Raw genomic sequence first — 26,993 nt, 5'->3', positions numbered from 1 at the left:
TTATCGATCTGAGATTTGTTCGGTTAAAGAAGCGAATTGAATCTCAAACAATTTGCTGTAATAGCCTTTGTTTTTCAACAACTCTTGGTGCGTACCTTCTTCAATGATTTTTCCTTTTTTGAGTACAAGTATTTTATCAGCATGCAAGATGGTGCTCAATCGGTGGGCGATGATGATGCTTGTACGGCCGCGTGTAATGTGTTCAATGGCTCTTTGTACCATCTGTTCGGTTTGGCTATCAATGTTTGAGGTGGCCTCATCGAGAATAAAAATTTTAGGTCGGACCAAATACGCTCGCAAAAAGGCGATTAACTGCCTTTGACCTGTGCTGAGCGTAGCACCCCTCTCGCGCACATTGTAATCCCAACCACCAGGCAATGAACGAATGAAAGGCAAAATGCCAATTCTGTCTGCAGCTTCTTCTACCTCAGCAAGTGTGTAAGGCTGCCCGAGCGTAATGTTTTTGTAAATGGTGTCAGAAAAAAGAAAGACATCTTGAAGCACTACGGCCATCTGACTTCTGAGCGACTGAAGCGCTACGTGAGAAATATTGATATTATCTATAAAAATAGTGCCTGACTGCGGCTCATAATAGCGCGAAAGCAGCTGGATGATGGTGGACTTGCCAGCGCCGGTAGCGCCAACTATTGCCAGGGTTTTGCCCGCTTCGATGTCGAAGGAAATGTTGTGCAAGACCGTTTCGTCGGGCTTGTAGCCAAAAGTCACTTTTTCGAAACGAACATGGCCGACGATCGGTGGCATTGTTGCGGTTGAATCATCTACTTCTAAAAGTTTTACATCGTCGAGCAGAGCAAATACGCGATTAGAAGCCACAATACCCATTTGAAGCGAATTGACACGGTCTGCCAGCTGCCGAAGTGGTCTGAAGATCATGTTGATAAACATGATTAGAGAGGTTAATTCACCGAGAGAAATATCCTGTCCACTTACTGCCCACCATGATCCTGCACTTACTACTAATGCAATAGAAATAGCTGAAATCAGATCGAGAAGCGGTAAAAAGATGCTGAAGTACCATATGCCCTTGATGTTAGCATCTCGATGTCGAGCATTGATGATTTTGAATTTTTCAAATTCAGCTTTTTCGCGGCCAAAGATCTGAACGACACTCATTCCGGTGAGGCGTTCTTGCACAAAGGCATTCAAATTGGCCACCTCGTTGCGCACCTGTTGAAAGGAAATTTTTATGTTCTTCTGGAACCACCTTGTAGCTATGAATAAAAAAGGCAAAACGGATAGCGCTATGATATTCAATCGCCAGTCGATGAAATAAAACATGGCAATTAGCATAGCTACTACCTTCAGCATGTCACCAATGATAACAAGTAATCCCTCAGAAAAAATTTCGGAGATAACTTCAATGTCAGATATTGCCCGAGTTACGAGATTGCCTACGGGTGTGCGGTCGTAAAATTCAAGTTTAAAGTGCATCAAACGCTTGTAAAGCGAGGCGCGTATGTCTTTGATGATATTTTGACCTAGAAAATTTGCCAGATAGGAGTAAAAGTATTGGGCAATGCTTTCGAAAACCATCAAGGCTAATATTAAGGTGCTCAGCTGAATGAGCAATGTTTTGTCACGTATAAGGATGGATTCATCTATGGCCTTTTGGATGAGTACAGGACGTGCCGATGTGATGATTGACAAAAAAATGACCAACCCCATACCGTAAAAAAATTCCTTTTTATAAGGCCCTATGAATCTGAAAACCTTGCGAAGTGCTGAAATGTCTAAGGCTTTGGATGTTCCGGATGATTCACTCATTAGCAATAAAAATTGTGTCGGGATAACAAACTTGAGTCAGATAAAGTGCATAAGGCGGAACAGAAGCTCCTGCCTGACGGCGATCTCCGCTTTCGAGAATGGAGGCAAATTCAACTTCCGAAAGTTTCCCAGAGCCATAATCGAGTAGAGTGCCCACTATAGCGCGCACCATGTTTCGCAAAAAGCGATTAGCGCGAATTGTAAAACGAATACCCACATCCGTCTCTGTCCATTTTGCTAATCGCACCTGGCAAAAGGAGTGTTTGTTGTTACCTCCAGTTTTTTCGAAGCAAGAAAAATCCTTTTCGCCTAAGAGACGTTGGCTGATTCTATTAAGGTCAGCTACCTCAAATGGCTGCCAAAGCCATAAGAGGCTGCGCTGATAGAGAAAGGGATTGTGCTTGTAGTGAATATCATACTGGTACTCGCGTTCTGTAGCGCTGAATCGTGCATGAGCATCGTCGCGCACCCTCAGCACCTGATTTACTGCAATGTTAGGATAAAGAATACCATTCAGTGAGCGTGTCAACCTCTCAAGATCATCAATTGGCTCTGAGGTGTCAAAATGTGCAAACATTTGTCGGGCATGCACACCAGTATCCGTTCGACCGGCACCTACTGCATACACATCATGTCTCAGCACTGTACTCAATGCCTCGTTCAGGGTTTGCTGTACGGTTATGGAGTTGGGCTGAATTTGCCATCCGTGAAAAGCCATTCCATTATAAGCAAACTCTATGAAATATCGCAAGGCACACTTGTATTTACTTTTGCAAAGGTACATGTAATCGATAGCGGGTATTAAACGGATATTTTTACTTTCAGACACACATGGTTACGTGGATGATGCCATATGCCGATATGCAGCCCAAGCTGATGAAGTATGGCATGCCGGCGATATTGGCTCTGAAAATGTACTCGAAAGTCTATCGCAAAGCAGCATCACACTTCGTGCAGTATTTGGCAACATCGACGATACCTCTCTACGAAAAAAATGGCCTGAGGATGCTGTTTTTGAAATAGAAGGACTAAAGGTGTGGATCACGCACATCGGCGGCTATCCCGGCAAATACGTTAGACGTGTACAACAAAAGTGGAATTCCATCAAACCTGGACTATTTATTTGTGGACATTCGCACATTTTAAAAGTGATGTACGACTCTAAAAATGCATGCTTACACATGAATCCAGGTGCTGCCGGAATTCACGGATTTCACCAGGTTCGCACTGCTTTGCGTTTTCAAGTCAGGGCAGGAAAAGTGGAAAATCTCGAGGTCATCGAATTCGGAAAACGCGCTCAACCGCTGTGAAAATTGCTGTAGTTGGACCGGAATCTACCGGTAAATCCGTCTTATGTAAAAAACTTGCTCTGTATTACAACGGATTATGGGTGCCGGAATTTGCTCGATATTTCTTATTAACCCAATCAAATTCATATACCTACGCAGATTTAGAAAAAATAGCCGTTGGGCAACTCTTCTGGGAACGACTTTACGAAAGCTGTAATAAAAATACTTGGCTGTTTTACGATACTACACTATTGACCATTAAAATTTGGAGTGAGTGGAAATACGGTAAGACAGCTAAATTGATTGAGAATAACTATTGCAGCCCAAAGTATGATTTGATTTTGTTATCAGATATAGATCTACCTTGGACATACGATCCACAGCGCGAAAACCCTCACGATCGAAAGGAGTTGTTTGATTTTCACATAGAAACTTTAAAAAATTGCAACTATTCATTTGAAATAGTTTCAGGTTTCGGACAAGAAAGGCTTGTTAATGCCTTGAAAATCCTAGAAAATCTTAAATCGCCTAACATTTATTAGATTTTTTTTTATTGCTTTGTACAAAATTGGTTAGATATGAAAAAAATTTACCTCTTCGCAGTTGCTCTAAGCATAGGCTTATCGACACAGGCACAACAAAAAATTGCAGGAAAACCTGTTGTTAAGATTGCTCCTAATTTATCACATTATTTTTCAGCGGCAGGTACCGAAATTGTAAACGACACCCTCTCCCCTACGCTTCTTGCCGGGTGTACAGTTGGTCCACAGCTTCTTAGTTCAAGCAATGGTGGATTTGTAGCTGGTAGTAACGGATATGGAGACCTTGAGAAAGCTCAAAGAATTGCTACCAACACTTTGGGTAATATTCACTCAGTGCTTGTGGCTTTCGGAGCTAAAAGAATTGTTGGCACTGCTGATGACTATAACGTTATAATTTACAATGTAAATGCAGCAAATGGATCACCCTCTGGTACCGGTGTAGCCACTTCAGCCAGCGTATCATCATCCAATATTGATACTTCTGGTCAATTCACCAAATTCACCTTTACCACACCTGTAAATTACTCAGGACCTTTCTTTGCTAGTGTAGTTGTAGGTGGCAGTAATATAAACGATACTGTTGGCATCTTACACACAGGTGGAAATTGTGGTGGTGGCTCAGCATGGGAAAAATGGGATACAGGTCAGTGGTATGCTTTCAACGATCCACAAGCCTGGGGCACACAAGTCGATGTAGTACTTTATATTCTCGCTGAGGTAGAAAGAACTGGAACTATCGGCCTGGACAATGACTTCCTTCTTACTAAAAATACAGTGAAGGTGTTTCCAAATCCTGCTTCTGATATTGTAACCGTTTCATACAGCCTCGCACAAAACAGCAGAGCCCAGTTCAGCATTCATGACTTGACTGGCAAGACTGTACACAGCGAAGAACTTGTAGCTGTATACCAAGGAGCAAATGCTAAAAACATCCGCATTGGTCATTTGCCTGCAGGTGTTTACACCTACACACTGCGCACTGCTACTGAATCTGTAAGCGGCAAGCTGGTAGTTCGATAATTTTTTTGTTTTAGGGTTAGACACTCCTCTAAGACGAAGCCCGGGATTCGTTCCCGGGTTTTTTATTTTGGTGCAATTCGATATAAATAAACTCCCACTACAGCAAATATCACATTTGGCACCCAAAGAGCTATGAAAGGCGAAAGATTGCCATTGGTACTGAAAACGACCGATACCCTTTGAAAAAAAACATAAGTAACACAAAGTCCTAAGCCAAGAGCAATGTTTAATCCCATGCCGCCACGACGCTTCTGACTACTCAAACTTACAGCAATAAGAACAAGTATGACTGTGGCGAAGGGCCAAGCGGTGCGCTGATGCAGTTCAAGCAAATACATATTTATTTTTTCCGAACCCCTCACTTTTTCTGCTCGAATAAATTCTATCAGTCGTGGCGTATTCATCATGGTGACGCTGTAGAGCTTAGGGCTTAGTTCATTGGGTTTAAAATCAAAAACCGTATCGAGCTGCCTACCGATTACGAGCCGATCACCTTCCTCCTGTATAAATCGAATGGTGTAATTGTCGAGCCTCCATTTAGATTGGACAGTGTCGAAACTGATGAAATCAGAGGAAAGCTTAGAAATAAGACGCTGACCATCAAATACTTCATACGTAAATCGATACCCGCTCATACGGTCGGGGTTGTAGTTTTCCAGATAAATCAGGTGGCCAGGTTTAATCTGACGATGTAAGTCGTTGTTCCGCTCGCCTGATGTAACATTGATGTAGAGATTTTCGAAGTGAAGTCTGTGCACATTGCTGATGGGAATTACAAAATGCGCCAAGAGCATACTGATTACCGTGACAATGATGGTGCCTACGGCATATGGAAACATTAGCCGACGAAAACTCATTCCCCCTGTCAGAATAGCGACTATCTCTGTGCGATTCGTCAGCATGCTCGTGAAAAAGATGGTTGAAATAAACACAATCATGCTGGTGAACATATTGCCATAGTACACAATAAAGTTTAAGTAGTAATCGAAGATGATCTCGCGGGCTGAGGCTCCTTTTGTGATAAAATCTTCGATCTTTTCTGAAATATCAAAAACTATAGCAATGAGTAAAATGAGCACGAGCGTCAAAAAAAACGTGCCCAGAAAATATCGCAAGATGTAGCGATCTATAATTCCTACCCTCATAAAGCCGATTCAGCATTGGCTGTCTGACTGCTGCCGGTGCTCATTAGATAGGACTTGAGGAATTCGTCGAGATCGCCGTCGAGTACGCCTTCGGCATTCGATGTTTCGGTGCCCGTGCGCACATCTTTTACCAGCTTGTAGGGGTGTAGCACATAGTTGCGAATTTGTGAGCCCCACTCGATTTTCTTTTTGCCGGCTTCTATTTCAGCTCGCTTTTGGTTGCGGGCTTCTAACTCCATTTCATAGAGTTGCGATTTGAGCAATTGAAGGGCTTTTTCTTTGTTTTGAAGCTGGGAGCGAGTCTCTGTATTTTCGATGATGATGCCAGTAGGCTTGTGACGAAGGCGCACGCCGGTTTCGACCTTGTTTACGTTTTGTCCACCAGCACCACTTGAGCGGAAGGTATCCCATTCGATGTCGGCAGGATTGATTTCGATGTGAATAGTATCGTCCACAAGTGGATACACGTAAACAGAGGCAAAAGATGTATGTCGCTTAGCATTCGCATCGAAGGGAGAGATGCGCACAAGTCGATGTACTCCATTTTCGCCCTTCAAATAGCCAAACGCATAATCGCCTTCTATTTGGATGGTAGCTGTTTTAATACCAGCCACATCGCCATCTTGAATGTTGAGTTCAGTGACCTTATAGCCGTGCTGCTCTGCCCATCGAGTGTACATGCGCAGAAGCATAGATGCCCAATCGCAGCTCTCGGTACCACCTGCACCTGCAGTAATCTGTAGTACTGCACTCAACCGGTCTTCTTCAGCCGAAAGCATGTTTCGGAATTCGAGGTTTTCAATTGCTTTTAAAGCAGCGTCATACGCTTTGTCGAGCTCCTCTTCGCTTATGACTTCTTCTTTGTAAAAATCGTAAGCCAGCTGCGCTTCTTCTACTAGGCGGACAGCTTCTTCAAAGCCTTCGATCCAGAATTTGAGTTCTTTAATCTTTCGAAGAATTTTCTGGGCATTTTGTGGATCATCCCAAAAGCCTGGAGCGGCAGTGCGCTCTTCTTCATTTTGAAGAGTTATTCTTTTGCCTTCGGGGTCAAAGATACCCCCTTAGCGCTTCCAGGCGCCCCGCTAATGCACTTACTTCTTCAAATGTTCTCATACAATGGGCAAAGGTAATGTAACAACAGAATTTTCTTTTTTGAATGAAAATTCAAATCGTCGAGTGTACTACACTCGGCATTCAATCAGATGGATTAAAATTTACTCGTTAGGATCAGAAAAACGGGGGTCAGTAAGAAAATCGACGTCGGTGAGCGTATTTAAAAATGCAATGAGAGCACTTTTTTCGTATTGTGTCCAGTTGCGACCCACACCGGCGGCCTTCATATTTGGGTCGATAGTAGATGAGGGATGACCACCCATGTTGTAAAATTCTATTACCTCTTGCAAGGACTGAAAGCGTCCGTCGTGAAAGTAAGGAAAGGTAACTGCCACATTGCGCAGGGATGGAATTTTAAACTTACCACGATCAGCAGGATTGCCGGTTACAGCCATACGGCCCAGAGGCAAGGTAGCTTCTGGTTCCACACCATTATTCGTAAAAATCAGCTGTCCAAAGGCGCCAAACATATTGCCTGTAGTAGTACTACCGTGACAATGAAAACAATCACCTTTTTCTGTTTCAAACATGGTAAAGCCAAAGAGCTCAAGCTCCGTAAGGGTTGCCTCTCCTCTACGCCATTTGTCGAACTTAGAATTTCCTGAAAGTAAGGTGCGCTCAAATTGAGCAATGGCTTTGGTCACGCGCTCTACTGTGATTTCTTCCGTGCCAAAAGCTTTTTTGAACATGGGTGGATATTTGGGCGTTTCGCGCAGTTTTTCAAGTACAGCTTCCCAGGTGGTGTTCATTTCGAGTGGATCGACGACGGGGTGAAAGGCTTGCTCTTCGAGACTTGGGGAGCGTCCATTCCAGAAAAAATTTTCGAGCCAAGCCATGTTCACAATATGCATGGCGTTGAAATTTCCCTCTATGCCGTCGACGCCCTTGCTCAGTTTGTTGGGTGCATCAGAAAAGGAAAACTCCTGCTTGTGGCAACTGGCACAGCTCATGGTATTGTCGCGCGACAATTTCTTTTCATAGAAGAGATGGCGGCCAAGCTCTACACCTTCGACAGTAAGTGGATTTTCGGGGTTGAGAATAGGGGGAGGAAAGCCTGGTGGAACTTGAAGTTTATAAGGTGTAGGTGTAAATATGTCAGGCTGATTGTTTTCTTTTTTGCAACTTATAGCTAAAATAAAAACGAAAAGCATTAGCGCACCAAGTACATAGAGCCTGATCCTCATCTTCCAAAAATTTTAATTACAAAAATACCCTTTTTAATCCGTTTAAAATGTGAGAAACGGTACTTAAAGAGGTTAAAGATACTCTTTTTCAATCTATTGCTTGTGATGTGTTTTCAGTGTATACGATATTCTTTTACCGCCTCCACAAAGGCTCTGGCGTGATCTACGGGTACATCTGGCGTAATGCCATGGCCGAGATTGGCAATGTAGCGCTGTGGGCCGAAATCTTCGATCATCTGATGGACTTCTTCCCTTATTTGGTCTGGTGTAAGGTGTAAATGAGCAGGATCGAAGTTGCCCTGGAGGGTGATGGTGCCACCGGTAAGTTCACGGGCTGTTTTGGGGGAGATGCACCAATCGACCCCAAGGGCTGCAGCTTTAGAATTTTTTGCTAAATCTGCCAAGGCATACCATGAACCTTTAGGATAAAGGATTACAGGTACGTGTACACTCAGGGCATCAGCAATCTGAATGAGATAAGGGCGGGCAAATTTGTTAAAGTCAGTGGGGGAAAGCAAACCGCTCCATGAGTCAAATACTTGTACTACATCGGCACCTGCCTTTACCTGTCGTTTGAGATAATCAATGGTTACTTGAGTAATTTTAGTCAACAAGCTGTGGGCCTCTACTGGCTTGCTAATACAAAACTGACGGGCGCTGTCAAAGTTTTTTGAGCCTTTGCCTTCGACCATGTAGCAGAGTATGGTAAATGGAGCTCCGGCAAAACCAATTAAAGGCACTCGATTGTTTAGGGCATTTTTGATCAGTTTGATCGCATCGTACACGTAGTGTAATCTTTCAGCAGCTTCATCTACCTCAAGGGCGGCTATATCGGCTTTGGTCTGTACGGTTTTGGGCAAATAAGGTCCTTTATGCTCGACCAGCTCTACTTCGAGGCCCATGGCTTGAGGAACTACAAGTATGTCAGAGAACAAGATGGCAGCATCTACTCCGATTTGGTCCACTGGTTGAAGGGTGATTTCGCAAGCGAGCTCAGGCGTTTGAACTCGGGTGAAGAAGTCGTACTTTTTTCTAAGTTCCATGTAAGATGCCAAATAGCGGCCAGCCTGGCGCATCATCCATACGGGGGGGCGCTGTACGGGTTCGCCTCTTAGGGCTTTGAGTAGCAGATGGTCTTGCACGTTTATATCTTTTTACAAAGGTGAAACGCAGTATTGGTGTGTGATTGTTCAGAGAAAGTTAAAGCCTGTGTAGTGGATTATTAAGATAAGAGATGTAACTTGAATGAGGGTAAGACAATAGAAATGGTTGATTTTACAAGGAAAGCGAACGAAGTGAGCGTCGCGTGAGGTACCTGGAGGGTGACGGCGAAGCCGGCAGTGCGTAGCGCAGCGGAGCACCGAGCGAAGAGCGAGCCCGGAAGGGACCGACCCAGGCAAAGCGGCTTGTGCGCTTTGCCTGGGGCACGCCCAAATAAAAAAATCTTATTGCTGATCTAAAATGGCGCGAGAAATTACGATGCGCTGAATCTCAGAGGTGCCTTCATAGATCTGAGTAATCTTAGCATCGCGCATGAGGCGCTCTACGTGAAATTCCTTTACATAGCCATAACCGCCGTGTATTTGTACGGCCTCTATAGTGGTCTTCATAGCCACTTCAGAGGCAAAGAGTTTGGCCATAGCGCTCTCTTTGTCGAAGGGTAGGCCTTGGTCTTTGAGCCAGGCGGCTCTGAGGGTCATAAGGCGTGCAGCCTCGATCTCAGTGGCCATGTCAGCGAGTTTGAAGGCAACGGCCTGGTGCTTGTAGATTTCTTTTCCGAAGGCTTTTCGCTCTTTGCTGTACTTGAGGGCGAGCTCGTAAGCTCCTGAGGCAATGCCGAGCGCCTGTGCAGCAATACCTATGCGGCCACCTGAGAGGGTCTTCATGGCAAACTTGAATCCGAAGCCATCTTCACCGATTCGGTTTTGTTTGGGCACTTTAACGTCGGTAAACATCAGCGAATGGGTATCTGAACCGCGAATACCCATTTTTTCTTCCTTCTTACCAACTACGAAACCTTCCATGCCGCGCTCTACAATGAGGCAGTTGATGCCGCGGTGACCTTTCTCAGGGTGGGTCTGCGCCATGACGAGGTACACACTGGCAGAGCTGCCATTGGTAATCCAGTTTTTGGTGCCATTGAGCAAGTAGTAATCACCCATATCGATGGCGGTGGTTTTTTGTGAAGTGGCGTCAGAACCAGCCTCGGGTTCAGAGAGGCAGAAGGCGCCGATGATTTCCCCTTTAGCTAAGGGCACGAGGTACTTTTGCTTTTGCTCTTCGGTGCCAAATTTTTCGAGACCCCAGCATACGAGTGAGTTGTTTACACTCATACACACTGAGGCTGAAGCATCTACTTTTGAAATCTCCTCCATTGCGAGCACGTAGCTGATGGTGTCGAGGCCTGCACCGCCGTATTTAGGATCGACCATCATGCCCATAAAGCCGAGTTCACCCATTTTTTTGATTTGCTCGGCAGGGAATTTTTCGTGGGTATCGCGGTCAATGACTCCTGGAAGAAGCTCGTTTTGAGCAAAGTCGCGTGCAGCCTGCTGTATCATCAGGTGCTCTTCCGTCAGTTGAAAGTTCATTGTCAGTTAAGGAATTAAATGTTAAGCGTGCAAATGTAATAAGGGCTGCGGTGGTTCGAATGGTTTTACTAGGTTTTTTTAAAGAGAATCTGACCATCCGCCTGGCGGGTAATGATTTCTTTTTCAGATGCTTTGCGCAATTGGAGGCTGTGAGGAGAGGGATTTTTCTGCATTCGACGCTGGTCGCGACAAAAGTCACAGAGACCACACGGCTCTGTTTTTTTCTCTCCGAGGTAGTGGAGCAATTGAATAACGCGGCATTGATTAGTCGATTGATAAAACTTTTTGACAGATTCGAGTCGAGCTTGATGCCGGGCTTTTCGAAAAGAGTATTCTTCCGGGTCAATTTTAAAAATTTTGCGGTCGAGCCTTGGCTTTAACAGCGTAAGAAAGCCCTCGGTGTTTTTTGGATAGTAATCTGCATCGCCGGTACGCGACAAATGATAGAGGATTTTTTTCACTTGAGGTTCATCTACTTCTGCCATTTTGGCTATTCGAGCTTCGTCGATTTCCACTAAGGTGTAACGTACACCCTCGTACATGCGAAGGACGTTTTGTACAACTTGCACGACTGCACTCTCAGGTGAATGGCGTGCACTTAGGTCGTAAAAGTCGAAGTAGAAGTGTAGCCTCGAATGCCGAAGGCATTGATCGTCGAAGCTAATGTGCCCATCGCGTTCGAGCCAGCGAAGTATTTCATAGCATTTTAGCTTTGGAAGCTTTGTGTACTCGGCAAATTTTTGGATAGAGAAAGGGAACTTTTCCCACTCGCCTTGTCCCAATGGAATTCTTAGAAACTCGAAGAGTTTTTGATACACCTCCGCGATTTCATCAGGCGAGGGAAAGGGATTGTTCGACGGGTCGGTAAGGCGTGCTATGTCGGCCGGACTTATGAAACTGACGGCATAAGCCAACTTTTCGTCGCGCCCGGCACGTCCAGCTTCTTGAAAGTACTCTTCAAGCGATGGCACAGGGTCGAGGTGAACGACAAGGCGTACTTCTGGTTTGTCAATGCCCATTCCGAAGGCATTCGTTGCAGCAATAACACGCGTTTTTCCTTGCATCCAGTCATTTTGTTTTTCCATGCGTTCTTCGGCAGTGAGGCCAGCGTGATAATAATCAGCCATAATTCCATGTGCACGAAGAAACTGAGCTACTTGAGCCGTTTTAAGTCTGTGACGCATAAATACAATAGCACTGCCCGGTACCGCCCGAAGAGCTTGGATAAGTCGGTCGATTTTATTCTCTACTATACGAATGTTGTAACTGAGATTAGGGCGATGAAAACTTTTTTTAAAAACTTGATGACCGGGTCGGAAGCGCAGCGAGGTAGCAATATCGTCGATCACTTCAGGTGTAGCTGTAGCTGTAAGGGCTAAAACAGCCGTATCAGGAGGCAGCACCTCACGCAAGTTGTCTATTTGGCGATAGGCCGGCCTGAAGTCGTGCCCCCATTGAGAGATGCAATGCGCCTCATCGACGGCGATAAAAGATATCTTTAATTGACCGAGTTTTTCTTGCAAAAGAGAATTTTGTAGCTTTTCAGGACTGAGGTAGAGAAGTTTTACATCGCTCTCGCGCCAGTTGTCTAAAACTGATAGCCATTCGCGTTTTGAAAGCTGTGATGTGATGGCTGCAGCTCGTATGCCTTTCTTCTGGAGCGCAGCCACCTGGTCATTCATTAACGCTATGAGCGGTGAAATGACTAACGTTACACCTTCTGAACAAACAGCCGGTACTTGATAACACAGCGATTTGCCACCACCCGTTGGCAAGAGCGCAAGCGTATCTCGGCCACAAAGTACTGACTCTACTATCTCTCTTTGAAGTGGCCTAAAACTGCTGAATCCCCAATAGATTCTAAGCGCTTCTTCTGGCGTCAAAATAATTTTGATGTTTGATCATGTATGGACGAATGTATTTGAAAAAAACTGCATTTAAAAAACTATCTTCATATTTTCTAATTGTTATACTTTTACTTAAAATCCATTACTGTAATAGCTTTTATTTCTTTTTTTGAGGGTTAATCGTCAAGGTTAAGAGTTTAATATCTCAGCTATTATTTGATCAGCAATTTAAAGCAGCTTGGAGTACATGTATTTTAAAAAAGAGTACTTCGCATGTTCAAGCAGCAGCGTATTGAAAGTAGAAAACTGATGTGGTAAATCAAAAGTCTTCGTTAAAATTTCGCCTTGAAAGTCCCTATAAAGAGGTGTATTCAAGCGTGTTTGAAAAGAAAAAATTTATAACTGTTTCAGAACTTCCAAATCCAAGTACGATTCCGGAAAACACTTTCTTTCACTTTTTCGCATATTTACCCGAATACACTAATTATCCCCATCAACTAAAGGCAAAGTCAATACAAAAAGGACAATGTGGAGCGCGTGAATCAAAGTGTAAAATGTACACCAACGTCGCAATTTGCTAGGTGGTCGTTTGGCTAAAAAAATGAATTGGAAAGCATCAAATTAAGAATAGTATTACCAAATTTTTAAATTTCGAACAAGCTACTATCAATTTACAAATAATTGATTAATATGCTTTTATGATTTTAAATTGTACTTTTGCAACACAAAATTCTTAACACATGGCTATAAAGAAACAATACTTCAAGACGAAGGAAGTGTGCAAAGTGAGCTTTTCAATAGACGCTTCGGAGGCTAAAGGTGCTGAAACGGCTTCTTTGGTGGGAGACTTCAATGGCTGGAACCCCTCTGCACATCCCATGAAAAAGCTCAAAGCCGGCGGATTTAGCCTTCAGATAGAATTACCAAAAGATGCAACCTATCAGTTCAGATATGTGTTAAATGGCAGCGAATACATCAATGATAACGAAGCAGATGAGTATGTACCTGCCGGAATAGGAGAAGCCCAAAACTGTGTATTAAAGCTGTAATCTACCTCGAAGCAGAAAAAAGCCAATAGGCTAAAATACCGGCCGATACGGAAGCATTCAAGCTTTCGCACTTGGAATACGGCGAGGGCGGGATGCTGATCATCTGATCGGGGATTAAAGGAAAATCAGATAATCCTTGTCCTTCGTTTCCAATTACGATGCAGAACTTTTCGGGAGCATTCATTTGATCGATTGGGAACCCAGTCATATGGGCAGCCAGCAGGCTGATCCCCTCTTCCTTTATGTAGCTATTGAGTTCTTCACAATCAGCCATTACTAAGGGCACTCTGCCTATGCTGCCCATTGATGCTTGAACAACCTTTTGAGAAAAAGGATCGACTGTGCCAGATAAAATGACAGCCGGTATAGGTCCAAACCAGTCGAGCGACCTCAGTATGGTGCCAAGGTTACCAGGGTCTTGAAGTGCATAAAGCGCAAAAAACCGCTTTGGTTTAAGCGATTCAAATTTGTGAAGTTTCGGAATTTCAAAAACGGCGAAGTGTGATGAAGGTGTATCAAGATTGCTAATGGTCTTCATTGTTTTTTCGTCAATCAGCTCATACGTATGGGCTTCTGAAGGCTGTGTAGTAAGTAGTTTAAAGGGTTTTAAATTCGATTCAAGTAGGTCTTCGATCAGCTTACGACCCTCTGCGACAAAAAGGTTGTGTTGCTTTCGATATTTTTTTATTTGAAGGGATTTAATCAGCTTTATTTCCTTTTGGCTCAGTGGCATGTCAAAAAAAAATTCTATTTACAAAGTAATTAAACCATCAGAAACAAAAAAAGCCGTCGAATAAAGACGGCTTTGAATTGCATGACGTTAAGAGGTACTATTGTCCGCCACCAGTGCTTTCTGTATTGTTACGGCTACGACGTATCATTTCTTTGCGATACTCTCTTTGCTGTTCTTGAGCCTGTTTAGCAGCGTCTTCGGTGGCTTGTTGTCCGCGTTGAATCGCTTCTTGGCTTTGCTGCTGGGCTTTTTGAGCGGCTTGTTCTACCTGTGTAGGCTGTTGTTTCAGCGCATCTTTTAATGTGGTGGGCTGCTGAGCTTGAGTTTGATCGGTCGAAGCCTGTTTGCCTGAAGACGTTTTTGAAGAGGTAGATTTTTTGGTGCTTTCTGAAGCTGATGTAGACTTTGTTGAAGTATTCTCGGCAGGTTCAGAGGAATGTTCATGACCGTCGTGCATATGATGGTCGTGTTCTTCAGCTTCTTCGGTTGTATCGTCAGCTACAACTTCTTGTTGTTCTTGAGCTGGTTCTTGCTTTTCAGTTGATTCGTTGGAGTTACAAGCGTAAAAGAGCAGCAAGGAGAGCGCTACTGCAAAAAGGTTAATTTTTTTCATGATACTTTGGATTTATTACAAAATTAAAAGAAATCCAAAACTCTATTTTACGAGCGAATAATTTAACATCCCATTTTTAATGATCTGAGCAAAGCGAAGCAAATCGCTGCAAAACTTTTCGGCGTTTTTTTCAAAACGCACTGACTCAGCGCTGTGCGGGTGGTTGACTACCTCTTGAACTTGGCTTACCATCAAGCGCGTAGGGGCAAGGCACGCACCCACATAGCTGGCAAAGGCTGCCATTTGATTCATTGCATTTTGGCCACCTAAAGTTCCAGAAGTAACACTTACCAGGCCCATTGGGCGCCATTCATACTCTTTTCTAAAGTAATCCAAAGTATTTTTTAATCCGCCAGCCATTCCGCCGTTATATTCTGGCGAAACGATTATCAAAGCATCTGATGAAAAAAATGTTCCGGATATAGCATCTAAACGGTCTTTTTCTTCATTTGTAAGGTTTTCAAAATTGTCGTACACAGGAAGACGGAGTTTTCTATTGTCGATCAGTACAATGTCTAGATCTTCCTGAATCTCATAAAATTTTTTCTCTAATCTTTTTGCAATGGAGGTGGAGTGGCTGCTTTCGCGTGTGGCTCCCGAGAGTATGGTTATTTTCATTTAAAACATGATTTTTGGTACAAAATACTAAAGCAAACATACCAATTATTTGTTTGCATGCTGTTCTAAAAAAGTTTATCAGACTACCAGAGGTCTGTTACCATTCGCGATCTTTATATGGCTTCGTTGGATTATTCCATCGATGTATGGTATACACAGTAGAAATGGATAAAAATGTGACGAGGCTAATAGGGTGTTGCGTCATCACCGCATTTCCATAGTTAGCCAGAAGGATGCCGGCGTATCCCGCCATTAGGGCCATCGACACATTGTGCTCTTCGGTACCCGTAGGCATTTTCCAAATTTTCCAAATTGCTTTAAATAAAATATACAGCCACATCCACACGTAGAACTGCCGACCAATGAGACCAGTCTCAGCCCGTATACGGGTATATAATCCATCCGGTTCAAAGTCGGCCAGCCATGTGCCCGGCGAGAAGCGTTTGCCCCAGCTGCCGGTGGTACCTACGCCTCCGCCAAAAGGTTTATCTCTTAGGTATTCGGTAAGGCGTTTTCGGTTGCGCTTTCGGGTGTTGAGCGAGGGATCGTCGCTATCGAGGGCTGTTCTAAGGCGGTTGACTTCATAGTTGCTCTGTAGAATTGTTGTGTATTTGAGAAAAACAAAGCCAGCGAGCATGATGAGCGACCCTGCTACCAGGAGTCGAACATTTTTAGACATCACCAAAAACGCTATCCCTCCTAAACCAGGCACTGCCAATGCACCACGTGTGCCGCTGAGCATCATGGCGTAGAAACCAAACAATGCCATTAAAAAATAGAAGATTTTTCGTGCCTTAGAATAGGGACCTAAAAATAAAATAGCAGAAACGATACACACATGCCCCATGGCTGCCCCGAAGGTACCAGCATCGAAGTAGTAAGAGAAGATTCTCAATTTTCCGAAAAGCACATGGGTTATGTGCTCCCCATCGTCAAGCCACTTTTGTTCGGCGGGCGATACACCGATAAACTTCTGCTTAATAGCCCAAACAATTGCTAATGCCGAAAAACCGAGGAAGAGATGCAACCAGTTGTAAAAATCCTTTCGACTGTTGAACATCCAGAAACCGAGCCCAATGATGAGTAATTGATACAGCGCAATGCCGCGCATGGAATAGAACCAAGCCGCAAAACTGTAGGCCAGCGGGTTAGCTATTTGCAGTACGATGTAGGCCATCCAGATGGTAAGCAATAGCATCACATCGTTGCTAAGGGCTGAAAAATCTGTCCTCCGCCAATACTTCAATATAACAATCACATAGGTAAGAAGCAACAGAATATCGACACCTAATCCCAAAGGCGGAAGGGGAATGCCGTAGTAGTCGCCCCATCGGTTAATCATTGGAAGTACAAAGCTGATGACCAGCGAGGTATAAATACCAAGTTTTGGATAGCGAAAGAAAAGAATAACATAAGCCACCACGATAGGCAATGCCAACAGCACTGCAGCTATGGCAATCCCCTTATTTGCAATTAAAAACGCAGTGAAAACCGCAAAACTCAGAAATGCAGCCCAGCGTAGGACCTCAGCAATCGTTTCGTTTTGAAAGAATCGATTAATCTTGTCCTGTGTTTGCATCGCTTAATGGCAATTCTGGTTCTTCGTCTTTAAATTTCGGATTGATCATTTTTAGAAAATTTTCAAGCGTTTCGCCAGCTATCTGGTAATAAAAAAATTTCAATAATACTGGCTGAGCAAAGTACGATCGTCCTGATATTTTAAACTCTGGCTGCAGCACACCCTCAGTATCTTTAAAAATCTTATGCTGCGAGTAAAAGAAAAATCGAACATCTCCGTCTCCATTCGACTTGTCGATGTGAAAGATTAACTGACGGTCGAATTCAGGTTTTACGCGAATCTGCAAGAGGGCTTTCTTCTGCACGTTGGAAATTTTAACATTGCTCAGCAAGCCAGAGTCGTACAGTTTGAGTTTGAGCATTACATCTTCTTTTGGGGCATTTAAAATTGCTTGGAGGACATCATCGTCAAGTACGTAATAATAGGCTTTTAATTCCTCTTTCCAGCCCTTTTGGGTAGCTTGATACTTATAATATCCGACTTTGTAAAATTTATACAATACATAGAGTTTTTTGTCGCCGTACTTCACTTGATGCATGTAGAGTGCAACGATATTGTCGGTGCCTAATAGATTTTCTTTGAGCTTAAAACTTTGCTTATCTCTGGAATTAAGCCGGGCAGGTATTTTCATAGGGGCTGATATCCACTGACCATCGATGCTGTACATGTAGCCTGTAATGCCTTTATCGATGAGTACATGTTTTTTACCGAGAGGTTCTATCAGTGGTTCAGGTTTGCGCGGTTGGGCATTTAAAGTTGACAGAAATACAAAAACAGAAAACATCAGGACAATCCTCATCCGCTGTGTTACTAATTTGTTTACAAAAATACGCGTAGGTTTTCTTTTCAATTTAAACAAATATTGCTGAAAATCATGAATGTTTCAGGGGCAATCCTTTTACATTTACACCCATTATTTGCCCATATGAGCACACAGCCGTTGGTCAGCATCTTGTCTGTCAACTTCAATCAGACACAGATGACAATTGAGTTAATTGAATCGCTGAAAAAAGTTACTTATCCAAACATTGAAATTGTAATCGTGGACAACGGCAGTGAACGCGATAATCCAGATCCGATCGGTCAAAAATTTCCTTACATCAAATTTTTAAAAACAGGAAAAAATTTGGGATTTGCCGGGGGAAACAATTTTGGTTTAAAGCATTGCACCGGAGAATACATCTTTTTTATAAACAACGATGTATTGGTGGAACCAGGGTTTTTAGAACCGCTTGTCGATCACTTTAAAACCCATCCCAAATGCGGTATGGCCAGCCCGCGCATCGTGTACCACAAGCCGGAAGGTTTATTGCAATATGCGGGCACCACTCCAATTAATCCCTACACGGTACGCAATAAAGGAATAGGCTACAGAGAGCCAGATACCGGCCAATATCGCGATGTGCGGCCTACAGCTTACATACATGGAGCGGCTATGATGGTGCCTCGAAAAGTAATCGACGAAGTAGGCGAGATGTACGAAGACTACTTCCTCTACTACGAAGAGGTGGACTGGAACGAACGCATTCGAAAGGCGGGGTACGAAATCTGGTATGTAGGCACGTCGCAAATCATCCATCGAGAGTCGGTATCGGTGGGCGGTATGAGCCCTCTAAAAGTGTATTACTTAAACAGGAACAGATTGCTCTTCGCTCGTCGAAACTTTAACGGCACCAAACTGCTCTCGGCATGGGTATTTTACACCCTTGTATCCTTGCCAGTCAATTCGCTTCGCTTTATCGCAAAGGGCGAGTTCAAACTGCTCGAAGCTCTTTGGAAGGCTTACGTCTGGAACGTTACACATTCACCCAAAGTAAGACCCCTTGAAGTAGTAAAACTTTAGATTATGGCGCGCATCGGTTTTGAAGCACAGCGAATTTTCCGAGCAAAAAAGCACGGGATGGATTTTGTGGCACTCGAGCTGCTTAAAGCACTGAGCAAGATTGATAAACAGAACGAATATTTTGTTTACATAAACGAAGGAGAGGATCCCTGTTTTGAGTCACACCCCAACTTTAAAGTGATCGTTCACAAGGCACCTTATCCTGTTTGGGAACAACACTGGCTGCCAAAGCGCGCCAAAGCTGACAAGCTGGACTTGCTCCACTGCACCTCAAACACTGCCCCTATTTGGCTTGATGTTCCTTTAATGGTAACTCTGCACGATGTCATTTACTTAGAAAAAAATCCGCTTTTTGCTCCAGGATACACCCCTTATCAGCGCTTCGGAAATATGTACCGACGCTGGGTGGTGAAAACAGCCATCCCCCAAGCTAACAGAGTGCTTACCGTAAGCCAATACGAAGTAGGCAACGTGCTAAAGTTTTTGCCTCAGATTAAAGATCGACTGCACGTGCTTTACAACGGAGTAGGTGCACACTTTCAGAAGATAACAGACTCACTACAGCTGAACACTGTGCGCAAGAAGTACCACTTGCCAGAAAAATTCATAATGTTCTTAGGCAATACTGACCCGAAAAAAAATACCGAAAACACCTTAAAAGCCTATGCCTTAATAGCCAAAGAAACGAATTACTCCTACAAACTTCTACTTGGTGATCTCGACAAGCAGTTTGTAAAAAACATACTCGACCGAAACAATCTTTCTGAGCTTTTTAATCACATTCACTTTACCGGGTATATTAAAAATTCTGATTTACCAGCCATACTTTCACAAGCCGAGGTATTTCTCTATCCATCGCTCCGAGAGTCTTTTGGCATACCCATCATAGAGGCAATGGCTTGCGGTACACCTGTAGTAACCAGTAGTGTGACCTCCATGCCTGAGGTAGCAGGCGATGCTGCTCTGCTTGCCGATCCCACTAAGCCAGATGACATCGCATCAGCTGCACTGCGGCTGCTCTCTGATGTAGCACTCCGAAATCAATTAATCGAAAAAGGATTAGAACGGGCAAAGCTCTTTAATTGGGAAAACTCCGCTTCACAACTCATCAGCCACTATCGTGAGCTCACCTAAAAATGCCCACTTTATGCCCAGATTTATCCTTCCTGCCCATGTAAAAGAGCACCTTAAGTGGCTTAAAACTCCAATAGAGGCTATTTCAGAAGCACAATGGAGCCACTGGCGCAATAGGCTCTCTTCCTTTAATCATCCCAATCCAGAAGTCAGTATCGTGCTGATTGCCCGCAACGAAGAAGAGCGAATACTCTGCACGCTCTCGAGTGTAGCGGAATTTGATGTTTCAGTTCCAGCTGAACTTTTGGTGATCAATAACGACTCGAATGACCGCACAGCGGAAATTCTCGAAAGATTAGGTGTCAAGTACTTCACTGAGAAGAAAGTAGGAGCCGGTCCGGCACGGCAACTCGGATTAGAACAGGCGAAAGGTACTTACATCGTGACGGGCGACACAGATACAGTGTACACCAGCGACTGGCACATCAGATTGACCGAACCACTTAAAAAAGATCCTAAAATAGCCGTCACCTATTCGATGCACGTGCTTTACACCGACGAAATGCATTATCCTCTGGATCTACATGTATATCAATACTTAAAACACGCCAATAAGTATCTACACAGCTTTAAGCGCCCTCATTTGAACTGCGGTGGAGCAAGTATGGCCTATCGTCGGGCTGATGCCCTTATGGCTGGAGGGTATAATACCGATTTGGAACGTTGGGAGGATGGTACCTTGGCATATGACCTCAGTAAAATTGGAAAAGTAAAAATGATACCCCATCGTCAGGCCTACATCTACACCAGCAATCGCCGAATGCGCGCCGATGGTAGCATCGCAAAAGCTTTTCTAATCCGTGTAAAAAAACAGCTCATTAACTTGCCTGAGTATTTCACACGAATTAAAAACAAGTAAAAACTGAAAAAACATGCTGCAACTTTCCCGGTTTTATGTGCCTAAAAAAGTCAAAGAGTACCTAAAATGGCGAAAGGTGCCTTTCGAAAACGTACCGACCGAATTCTTCGATACAATAGCAGAAAAATTCAAAAAGTTTCACGCTGAAAATCCCCTCATATCCATCGTACTTATCGCGTGGAATGAAGAAGAAAACATACTGCCTACCTTGGCAAGCTTAGCTGATATAAAGAGCAACCACTCCATAGAGATCATTGTGGTAAACAACAACAGTACAGATCGCACACAAGACTTTCTTGACCGCTGTAATGTGAAATCGGTACTCGAAACCCGACCAGGCATCGCAAAAGCTCGTAATGCCGGCCTTAAGGCAGCAAAAGGCAAATACGTAATCTCAGGCGATGTAGATACGATCTATCTGCCTGAATGGCCTGATAAGATGGTGCAACCCATGCTCGACGATTCAAATGTGGTTTGTACGTACAGCCTCCATGTGTTTTACGACGACGACAATCACTACCCCCTGGCGCTCTACATTTATCAGTACATCAAGTTAATGGGCATTTATTTAAAAAACTTCAAGCGCCCACATCTCAACTGCGGTGGAGCTAGCTCAGCCTATGTGCGCGATGTGGCCTTGCGATTTGGGGGATATGACGAGAGCCTGAAGAGAGGCAGTGATGGCACTTTGGCGTTTGAATTGAGCAAATTTGGAAAGATAAAACTCGTGTCTTCGCCAAAAGCCTTTATCTACACTTCAGCCCGACGAATGAAGGCCGACGGACCTATTTCGAAGGCGCTGTGGATTAGGCTTAAAAACAACTTGAAATACTTTACCCATTATTTTACAACCCAAAAAACCCGTTAGCAGCTATGGAAGTGCTCTTTTGGATTCTGGTCTTCATCGTCTTTTACGCATACCTGGGTTATGGCATCTTACTTTACTTCTTAGTTCAACTAAAAAGACTTTTTACCCCATCTAAAAAGCTTACCGACGAAACGCCTTATGAGCCAACGGTTACACTTGTAGTGCCGGCTTACAACGAAGAAGATTTCATCTTGAAAAAGGTGGAAAACTGCCTTCAGCTAGACTATCCTAAAGACAAATTTGAAATCATCTTCATCACCGATGGCTCCACCGATCGCACAAAAGAGCTCCTGGAACAAGATGGTCGCGTGAAAGTGCTGCACGAAGATCGAAGAGCAGGCAAATCGGCCGCCGAAAACAGAGCAATGAAATTTGTGAAATCAGAAATCGTCGTCTTTTGCGATGCTAATACCCTGCTCAACAAAGAAGCCATTCGAGAGCTCGTGAAGCATTATCGCGATCCCAAGATTGGAGCCGTAAGTGGTGAAAAGCGCATCATGACCTCCGAAGCCGAAGGGGCCTCTGCTGCCGGTGAAGGCTTGTATTGGAAATACGAAAGTGCTCTGAAAAAAATGGACTCCGAAATGCTTACCATCGTGGGTGCAGCAGGCGAACTGATTTCCTTTCGCACCTCGCTGGTCCAAGACTTGGAAGAAGACACTATACTCGACGACTTTATGCAAAGCATGCGTATAGCCCTGAAGGGATACAGAGTGATCTACGAGCCCAAAGCCTATGCAATGGAAACTGCTTCGGCTGATGTAAAGGAAGAACTCAAGCGCAAGGTGCGCATATGTGCTGGTGGATGGCAAAGCATGAGCCGACTGCTCCCTGCGTTTAACTTCTTTAAACACCCCTTGCTCACCTTTTTATATACTTCACACAGAGTTTTGCGTTGGAGTATCGCTGCTTTTTCCCTTCCGTTTATTTTCATATTAAACATATTCTTGCTCAAAAGGGGATGGTTTTATCAAGTGCTTTTCGCTGGCCAAGTGCTCTTTTATCTTATGGCATTGATAGGCTGGTATCTGAAAAGCAAAAAGATAAAAGTTAAAGTACTTTTTGTGCCCTATTATTTTACAATGATGAACTATGCCGTTTTTGCTGGGTTCATTCGTTGGCTTAAAGGCAGTCAAAAAGCCACTTGGGAGAGGGCTCGAAGGGCCACTACCTGATAATCAATTTATTGGCTTTTTAAACTAAAATGACGGAAAACTCTACTCAAAAAAACAAACTCAAAAACAAGCTTTGGCTTCTTTTAGAAGACACGAAAATCGTATTGGAAATCATTTATGTTTTTGCCTTCTTGTTTTTCTTCCTCTTTATGCTGTTAGAGCTTAAAAGGTATTACGCTATCGACATCATTCCGGGATACGACAGCCCTATTGACGACCTTTATGGGGCGATGAAAGGTATAATTTCAGAATTTTTGAAAAAGCTCTTTGGCGAAGACATTAAAATTATAATCTAAGAGCGTTAAGCTTTTCGTACAATAGATTTTTCTTATCTGCAGCTAAGGCTACTTCCCTCCCATTGTCCATCAATAAGCCACCATCTTGTTTAAGAATTTTCTTAATGCGGTTCAGATTAACGATGTATGATCTGTGAGTACGCATAAAGGGGCCATAGTTTTGTAGTTTTTCAAACTCAAGCAGCTTTCTACTCAAAAATAGTTTAGACCCATCAGCCAGGTAAATTTCCGTGTAGGAGCTATCAGCTTTCAGAAACACAATATCATTGAGCTTTATTACAACTTGCCCATCGTTTGAGGGCAGAACGAGTCTTGCATCTTCTGGGTTCTGAATATTGGCAATCAATGCTTGTAATCGCTCTTTTTCTAGGCTTTTATCAGCTTGAAGCGCAGCTTTCAGTTTTGTAATTGCTCTATTTAGCGCTTCGAGCGTAATTGGTTTTAGAATGTAATCAACCGCACTTAATTCGAATGCTGTAACAGCATATTCGCTGTAAGCAGTTACAAAAATGATTTTAAAGTCAACATCTGTGCTTGGAAAGAAATCAAATATCTGAGTACCGCTGTAGCCAGGCATCTCCACATCGAGAAAAATCACCGTGGGGTGTAGTTCATTGATTAGTTTAACAGCTTCAGGCAAATCCTTAGCCTCTCCTAAGACGGTGATTTCAGGAAAATGCTCGGCAAGCAAACTCTGCAAACCTCTACGCGCATGTAATTCGTCGTCAACAATGAGTGCGGTGATTTTTTGTTCTTCCATAATCAATGTTTATGTATCCAGTTCTAATTCAACGGGTATGCTAATTATCACAGTGGTTCCTGAAGGTTCATTGTTCAAGTCCACTTTGTCAAAAATTTGTAACACAATTTTCCGTTTCAGTTGCGAATTTATCAAATTTATACGATTGATAATCGCTTCTACTGCAAAAGACGATTTTTTTACGTTGCGTCGGGCGTTAATTTCTGCAGATTTTTTCCGACCAATGCCATTGTCGTCCACTATTATGCGTATGTCATTATTAGTACCCTTTTCTATTTTTAACAGCAATCTCTTTTCTCCATTTTTGTGTAGTAGACCGTGTTTGATAGCATTTTCTACAAAAGGTTGTATGAAAAATCCAGGGATTTCAGGGTTTAAATACTTCAATTCATTATCAAAATCAATGGTGAATTTAAATTCATCTCCAAATCGCAATTTTTCCAATTCAAGATATAATTCAATGACATGCACTTCATCTACTAGTGAAATGTTTTCCTTATCCGAAAGATCTAATACCAGCCTCATCAATTCGGAAAATTTTGATAAGCTAGAGCTGGCTGTTTTCTTATCGCCTATGTAAATTAGACTTTGTATTGAATTCAATATATTATATACAAAGTGAGGATTCATTCGCGAACGAAGTGCTGTAAGTTTTGACATCCGAAGTTGATTGTTCAGAAGCTCTTTTTTCTTCGTCTTTGCATCGTTTAAATAGTATGCTATAACTAATAATCCGATTAAAACAACAATGACAATTATAAAAAACAATGGAGTTAAAAAGAAAGATTGAGGTGCAATGACAGTTACGACTTGTACATCCGATATAATTTTTCCAGTACTATTTACAGCAGCCAATTGTATGGTGTGTTTACCTGGTATTAAATAAGGAAAAAAGATTTTGTTTACATCGGCACTTATAAAGTTCCATGAAGTATCTAAATTTTTTATTCTATAAGCTATTTTTATTCCACCCTGATTGCTGTAGCATAAAAAATCGTAATTTAAGAAGATGGTTTTACTGCTTAATTTTGTTTCCCTATTATTTTCAAAGGGATAAAAGTTTGAATTTACGTCAGTTATACCATTGATAAATATTTTTGCTCGTGCATTTTTGTTATTTATCAAGGTGCAATAAATGATTTCATCTTTTGTGAAAATATAAAGTGTATCGTTTGTGTAGAGAGCATCATTCATCACTTTGCTAAACTTACCTAAAATGCTATTTACATCAATAATTTCATGCGTCTTTTCATGAATCATGACTAAACCCTCTTGATACAAGACAAGTATGTAGGGCTTGTTGTATTTTAATCTCAAGATTGAGCTCCCCTTTGTAAAGTAATTTTGCATATCGAACGTTTTCTTCAAAAACTCATATCGATACACTTCAATACCTTTATCTAAATTGGCAACCCATAAATTTTTTTCTGAATCAATCACCATATCGTAACCGATTATACTTTTACCGGTTAACAGGTCCTTCACAAATGTTATATTTCCATTGTAATATTTAATTATTCCATTAAAAAGGAGAATGTAAGCAGCTGAATCTATAAAGACAGATTTGTATGAACGGGATTCATAGATTTGTTTTAAGTACCCGCCCATATCAGGTTGATATTTGTATGTGCTATCTTTTTGTGAGGATGAAAAGACATAAATTTTATTGGAAATACAAAAAATCATATCGCCATCTGGTCCTTTGGCGATGTAATTTCCTGAATAAAAATTGTCATATTTTCCAGTGGCTAAATCAATACTACCAAACTGAAAATAAAGCTTATTTAATGCTTTATCGTAATACAAAAATTTTACACCATCTTTGCCAAACTGTCCGATGTGTTTTAGGGATTTCGTTTTAAGATCAAACAAATAAAAATTATTTAAACTTGTAGCTATCACAATTCTGGTGGAATCTATTTTTATTGAATTAGTTATGTTTTCCTCGAGTTTTGTTTGTATTTTTCGAATGTTGAAATCATTCCAATTCAAAAGTTCCCCATCAAGTGTAATTGCCCAGTAATTTCCTTCGTAATCTATGGTTAAGTCATTAGTGCGTTTGTTTCTAATAATCCATTCTAATTTGTTTGTTTTTTTATTTATTTTTGCTAATCCCTTTGATGTACAGAAATAAAATTCATCGTTGATGTTTTTAATTTTATATGTTGTTATTTCCTCTTTAAATATAACGTCATAAATTTTTTGATTTACTCCATTTTTTCTTTTATAAATAGCAGAGGGGAAATCTCTGCATGTGAAGAACAATTGATCGCGCATTACATTGGCAGTCCACCGACAATCAAAAGGTAAAGAATCTTTGTAAAAATTTCCAAATTTATCGATTTTTAATAAGTTTTTTCCTTTTGGAAACACATAAATAGTGTCCCCAAATTTTTCCATATGTGAGAAGTACTTTATGTTGAATTCTTTGTTTTCATTGTCTAATATTTTAATTATTTGAAATTCTTTATCAAGCACAAAAAGAGCAATATCAGTAAGCAAATAGATTTTTTTATTTAGCTCAGTTACAGAGAAAAAAGTGTATTTGTAGTCTTTAATTCCGAAAATGTTTTTCTTTTCAAATTTGTCGTTTTTAAGTTCAAAGATGCCTTCGTAAAAGTTGATAGCTAAAATCCTTCCATCGCTGAGCTTATAAACGTAATTAAAAGATTCATTATTAGCCCCTTCAAGATCGAATTTTGTAAATGTAATTCCATTATACCGAATTATGCCTTTTTCGGTAGAGAGATAAATAAATCCTTTTTCATCGGTTTGTATGGTATAAATGGGTACATTAGAGATCCCTTCAAAAACATTGATTTCATTCACCAAAAGGTCTTGGCCAATAAGCTCATTTGCTGAGAATACGGCGAGAAGACTTAATATGAGTGCAACCAGGTATGGAAATTTACTTCTCATCTGTTAGCTGATTTCTCTACTTTTGCCCCAT

Annotated in this window: 25 protein-coding genes; 10 read left to right on the top strand and 15 right to left on the bottom strand. The window is 42.2% G+C overall.

Going from position 1 to position 26,993, the window contains the following annotated elements; all coding sequences use genetic code 11:
* Both EIP89_RS00295 and truA read right to left on the bottom strand, forming a co-directional pair.
* Window positions 1-1,785, bottom strand: coding sequence for an ABC transporter ATP-binding protein (locus EIP89_RS00295; protein ID WP_124396657.1), 1,785 nt, complete (start codon window positions 1,783-1,785; stop codon window positions 1-3).
* The gene (gene truA, locus EIP89_RS00290; protein WP_307718660.1) at window positions 1,778-2,569 is read right to left on the bottom strand and encodes a tRNA pseudouridine(38-40) synthase TruA; all 792 of its coding nucleotides are present in this window, start codon (window positions 2,567-2,569) and stop codon (window positions 1,778-1,780) included. Before truA ends, EIP89_RS00295 begins: the two co-directional genes overlap by 8 nt.
* 7 nt (window positions 2,570-2,576) lie before the next feature.
* Here truA and EIP89_RS00285 point away from each other — a divergent pair, with 7 nt between their 5' ends.
* The 3 genes from EIP89_RS00285 to EIP89_RS00275 are packed head-to-tail and all read left to right on the top strand — an operon-like array spanning window position 2,577 to window position 4,636.
* Entirely contained in the window at window positions 2,577-3,095 is a 519-nt protein-coding gene (locus tag EIP89_RS00285; RefSeq protein WP_307718661.1) for a metallophosphoesterase family protein, read from the top strand.
* Window positions 3,092-3,616, top strand: coding sequence for an AAA family ATPase (locus EIP89_RS00280; protein WP_160160466.1), 525 nt, complete (start codon window positions 3,092-3,094; stop codon window positions 3,614-3,616). Before EIP89_RS00285 ends, EIP89_RS00280 begins: the two co-directional genes overlap by 4 nt.
* A 36-nt stretch (window positions 3,617-3,652) precedes the next feature.
* Complete coding sequence (locus EIP89_RS00275) at window positions 3,653-4,636, top strand: T9SS type A sorting domain-containing protein (RefSeq protein WP_124396653.1); 984 nt, start codon at window positions 3,653-3,655, stop codon at window positions 4,634-4,636.
* 62 nt (window positions 4,637-4,698) lie between these two features.
* Here EIP89_RS00275 and EIP89_RS00270 read toward each other — a convergent pair whose 3' ends face one another.
* The 6 genes from EIP89_RS00270 to EIP89_RS00245 form a co-directional block, all read right to left on the bottom strand.
* Window positions 4,699-5,781 (bottom strand): LptF/LptG family permease, encoded by a 1,083-nt coding sequence (locus EIP89_RS00270; RefSeq protein WP_124396652.1) that lies wholly within the window; start codon window positions 5,779-5,781, stop codon window positions 4,699-4,701.
* Window positions 5,778-6,894 (bottom strand): peptide chain release factor 2 gene (gene prfB, locus EIP89_RS00265; protein WP_218019300.1). Its coding sequence is split into 2 segments (ribosomal slippage): window positions 5,778-6,830 and window positions 6,832-6,894, totalling 1,116 coding nucleotides; the frame shifts between segments, so codons are not numbered across the junction. Before prfB ends, EIP89_RS00270 begins: the two co-directional genes overlap by 4 nt.
* A gap of 101 nt (window positions 6,895-6,995) precedes the next feature.
* Window positions 6,996-8,078 (bottom strand): cytochrome-c peroxidase, encoded by a 1,083-nt coding sequence (locus EIP89_RS00260; RefSeq protein ID WP_124396650.1) that lies wholly within the window; start codon window positions 8,076-8,078, stop codon window positions 6,996-6,998.
* A gap of 113 nt (window positions 8,079-8,191) precedes the next feature.
* Window positions 8,192-9,220, bottom strand: a complete 1,029-nt coding sequence (gene hemE, locus EIP89_RS00255; RefSeq protein ID WP_124396649.1) for a uroporphyrinogen decarboxylase — start codon at window positions 9,218-9,220, stop codon at window positions 8,192-8,194.
* A 303-nt stretch (window positions 9,221-9,523) separates the two neighbouring features.
* On the bottom strand, window positions 9,524-10,669 hold the full coding sequence (locus EIP89_RS00250) for an acyl-CoA dehydrogenase (protein ID WP_124396648.1): 1,146 nt from the start codon (window positions 10,667-10,669) through the stop codon (window positions 9,524-9,526).
* A gap of 68 nt (window positions 10,670-10,737) precedes the next feature.
* Window positions 10,738-12,552 carry a RecQ family ATP-dependent DNA helicase gene (locus EIP89_RS00245; protein WP_124396647.1) on the bottom strand — a complete coding sequence of 605 codons (1,815 nt, stop codon included), beginning with the start codon at window positions 12,550-12,552 and terminating at the stop codon, window positions 10,738-10,740.
* A gap of 704 nt (window positions 12,553-13,256) precedes the next feature.
* On the opposite strand from EIP89_RS00245, the gene EIP89_RS00240 reads away from it, so the two are divergent.
* Window positions 13,257-13,565, top strand: a complete 309-nt coding sequence (locus EIP89_RS00240; RefSeq protein WP_124396646.1) for an isoamylase early set domain-containing protein — start codon at window positions 13,257-13,259, stop codon at window positions 13,563-13,565.
* 1 nt (window position 13,566) lies between these two features.
* Here the strand turns inward: EIP89_RS00240 and EIP89_RS00235 are convergent, their stop codons facing one another.
* From EIP89_RS00235 to EIP89_RS00215, 5 genes are all read right to left on the bottom strand, one after another.
* Complete coding sequence (locus EIP89_RS00235) at window positions 13,567-14,298, bottom strand: TrmH family RNA methyltransferase (protein WP_124396645.1); 732 nt, start codon at window positions 14,296-14,298, stop codon at window positions 13,567-13,569.
* A 97-nt stretch (window positions 14,299-14,395) separates the two neighbouring features.
* A complete protein-coding gene (locus EIP89_RS00230; RefSeq protein ID WP_124396644.1) occupies window positions 14,396-14,911 on the bottom strand; it encodes a hypothetical protein in 516 nt (171 codons plus the stop codon).
* A 42-nt stretch (window positions 14,912-14,953) separates the two neighbouring features.
* Entirely contained in the window at window positions 14,954-15,529 is a 576-nt protein-coding gene (locus EIP89_RS00225) for an NADPH-dependent FMN reductase (protein WP_124396643.1), read from the bottom strand.
* Between the two features lie 97 nt (window positions 15,530-15,626).
* Window positions 15,627-17,108, bottom strand: a complete 1,482-nt coding sequence (locus tag EIP89_RS00220; RefSeq protein ID WP_124396642.1) for an O-antigen ligase family protein — start codon at window positions 17,106-17,108, stop codon at window positions 15,627-15,629.
* Window positions 17,086-17,907, bottom strand: coding sequence for a hypothetical protein (locus EIP89_RS00215; RefSeq protein WP_124396641.1), 822 nt, complete (start codon window positions 17,905-17,907; stop codon window positions 17,086-17,088). Before EIP89_RS00215 ends, EIP89_RS00220 begins: the two co-directional genes overlap by 23 nt.
* 75 nt (window positions 17,908-17,982) lie before the next feature.
* Here EIP89_RS00215 and EIP89_RS00210 point away from each other — a divergent pair, with 75 nt between their 5' ends.
* The 6 genes from EIP89_RS00210 to EIP89_RS00185 are packed head-to-tail and all read left to right on the top strand — an operon-like array spanning window position 17,983 to window position 23,283.
* A complete protein-coding gene (locus tag EIP89_RS00210) occupies window positions 17,983-18,951 on the top strand; it encodes a glycosyltransferase family 2 protein (protein ID WP_124396640.1) in 969 nt (322 codons plus the stop codon).
* A gap of 3 nt (window positions 18,952-18,954) precedes the next feature.
* The gene (locus EIP89_RS00205; protein ID WP_124396639.1) at window positions 18,955-20,085 is read left to right on the top strand and encodes a glycosyltransferase family 4 protein; all 1,131 of its coding nucleotides are present in this window, start codon (window positions 18,955-18,957) and stop codon (window positions 20,083-20,085) included.
* A 13-nt stretch (window positions 20,086-20,098) separates the two neighbouring features.
* Window positions 20,099-20,944 carry a glycosyltransferase family 2 protein gene (locus EIP89_RS00200; RefSeq protein ID WP_124396638.1) on the top strand — a complete coding sequence of 282 codons (846 nt, stop codon included), beginning with the start codon at window positions 20,099-20,101 and terminating at the stop codon, window positions 20,942-20,944.
* A 13-nt stretch (window positions 20,945-20,957) separates the two neighbouring features.
* The gene (locus tag EIP89_RS00195; protein WP_124396637.1) at window positions 20,958-21,812 is read left to right on the top strand and encodes a glycosyltransferase family 2 protein; all 855 of its coding nucleotides are present in this window, start codon (window positions 20,958-20,960) and stop codon (window positions 21,810-21,812) included.
* 5 nt (window positions 21,813-21,817) lie between these two features.
* Window positions 21,818-22,987: a glycosyltransferase family 2 protein gene (locus EIP89_RS00190; protein WP_124396636.1), complete on the top strand. Its 1,170-nt coding sequence runs from the start codon at window positions 21,818-21,820 to the stop codon at window positions 22,985-22,987.
* Between the two features lie 29 nt (window positions 22,988-23,016).
* Entirely contained in the window at window positions 23,017-23,283 is a 267-nt protein-coding gene (locus EIP89_RS00185) for a hypothetical protein (protein WP_124396635.1), read from the top strand.
* On the opposite strand, the gene EIP89_RS00180 is transcribed toward EIP89_RS00185, so the two are convergent.
* Window positions 23,273-24,043, bottom strand: a complete 771-nt coding sequence (locus tag EIP89_RS00180; RefSeq protein ID WP_124396634.1) for a LytR/AlgR family response regulator transcription factor — start codon at window positions 24,041-24,043, stop codon at window positions 23,273-23,275. The two genes, EIP89_RS00185 and EIP89_RS00180, sit on opposite strands and share 11 nt — an antisense overlap.
* Window positions 24,044-24,052: 9 nt before the next feature.
* A complete protein-coding gene (locus EIP89_RS00175; RefSeq protein WP_124396633.1) occupies window positions 24,053-26,962 on the bottom strand; it encodes a sensor histidine kinase in 2,910 nt (969 codons plus the stop codon).
* Between the last annotated feature and the right edge of the window lie 31 nt (window positions 26,963-26,993).

Source organism: Thermaurantimonas aggregans (assembly GCF_003851885.1).
In the GTDB taxonomy this organism is placed as follows: Bacteria; Bacteroidota; Bacteroidia; order Flavobacteriales; family Schleiferiaceae; genus Thermaurantimonas; species Thermaurantimonas aggregans.
The sequence above is the reverse complement of the archived record's forward strand: the minus strand, read 5'-3'. Positions and strand labels throughout refer to the sequence as shown.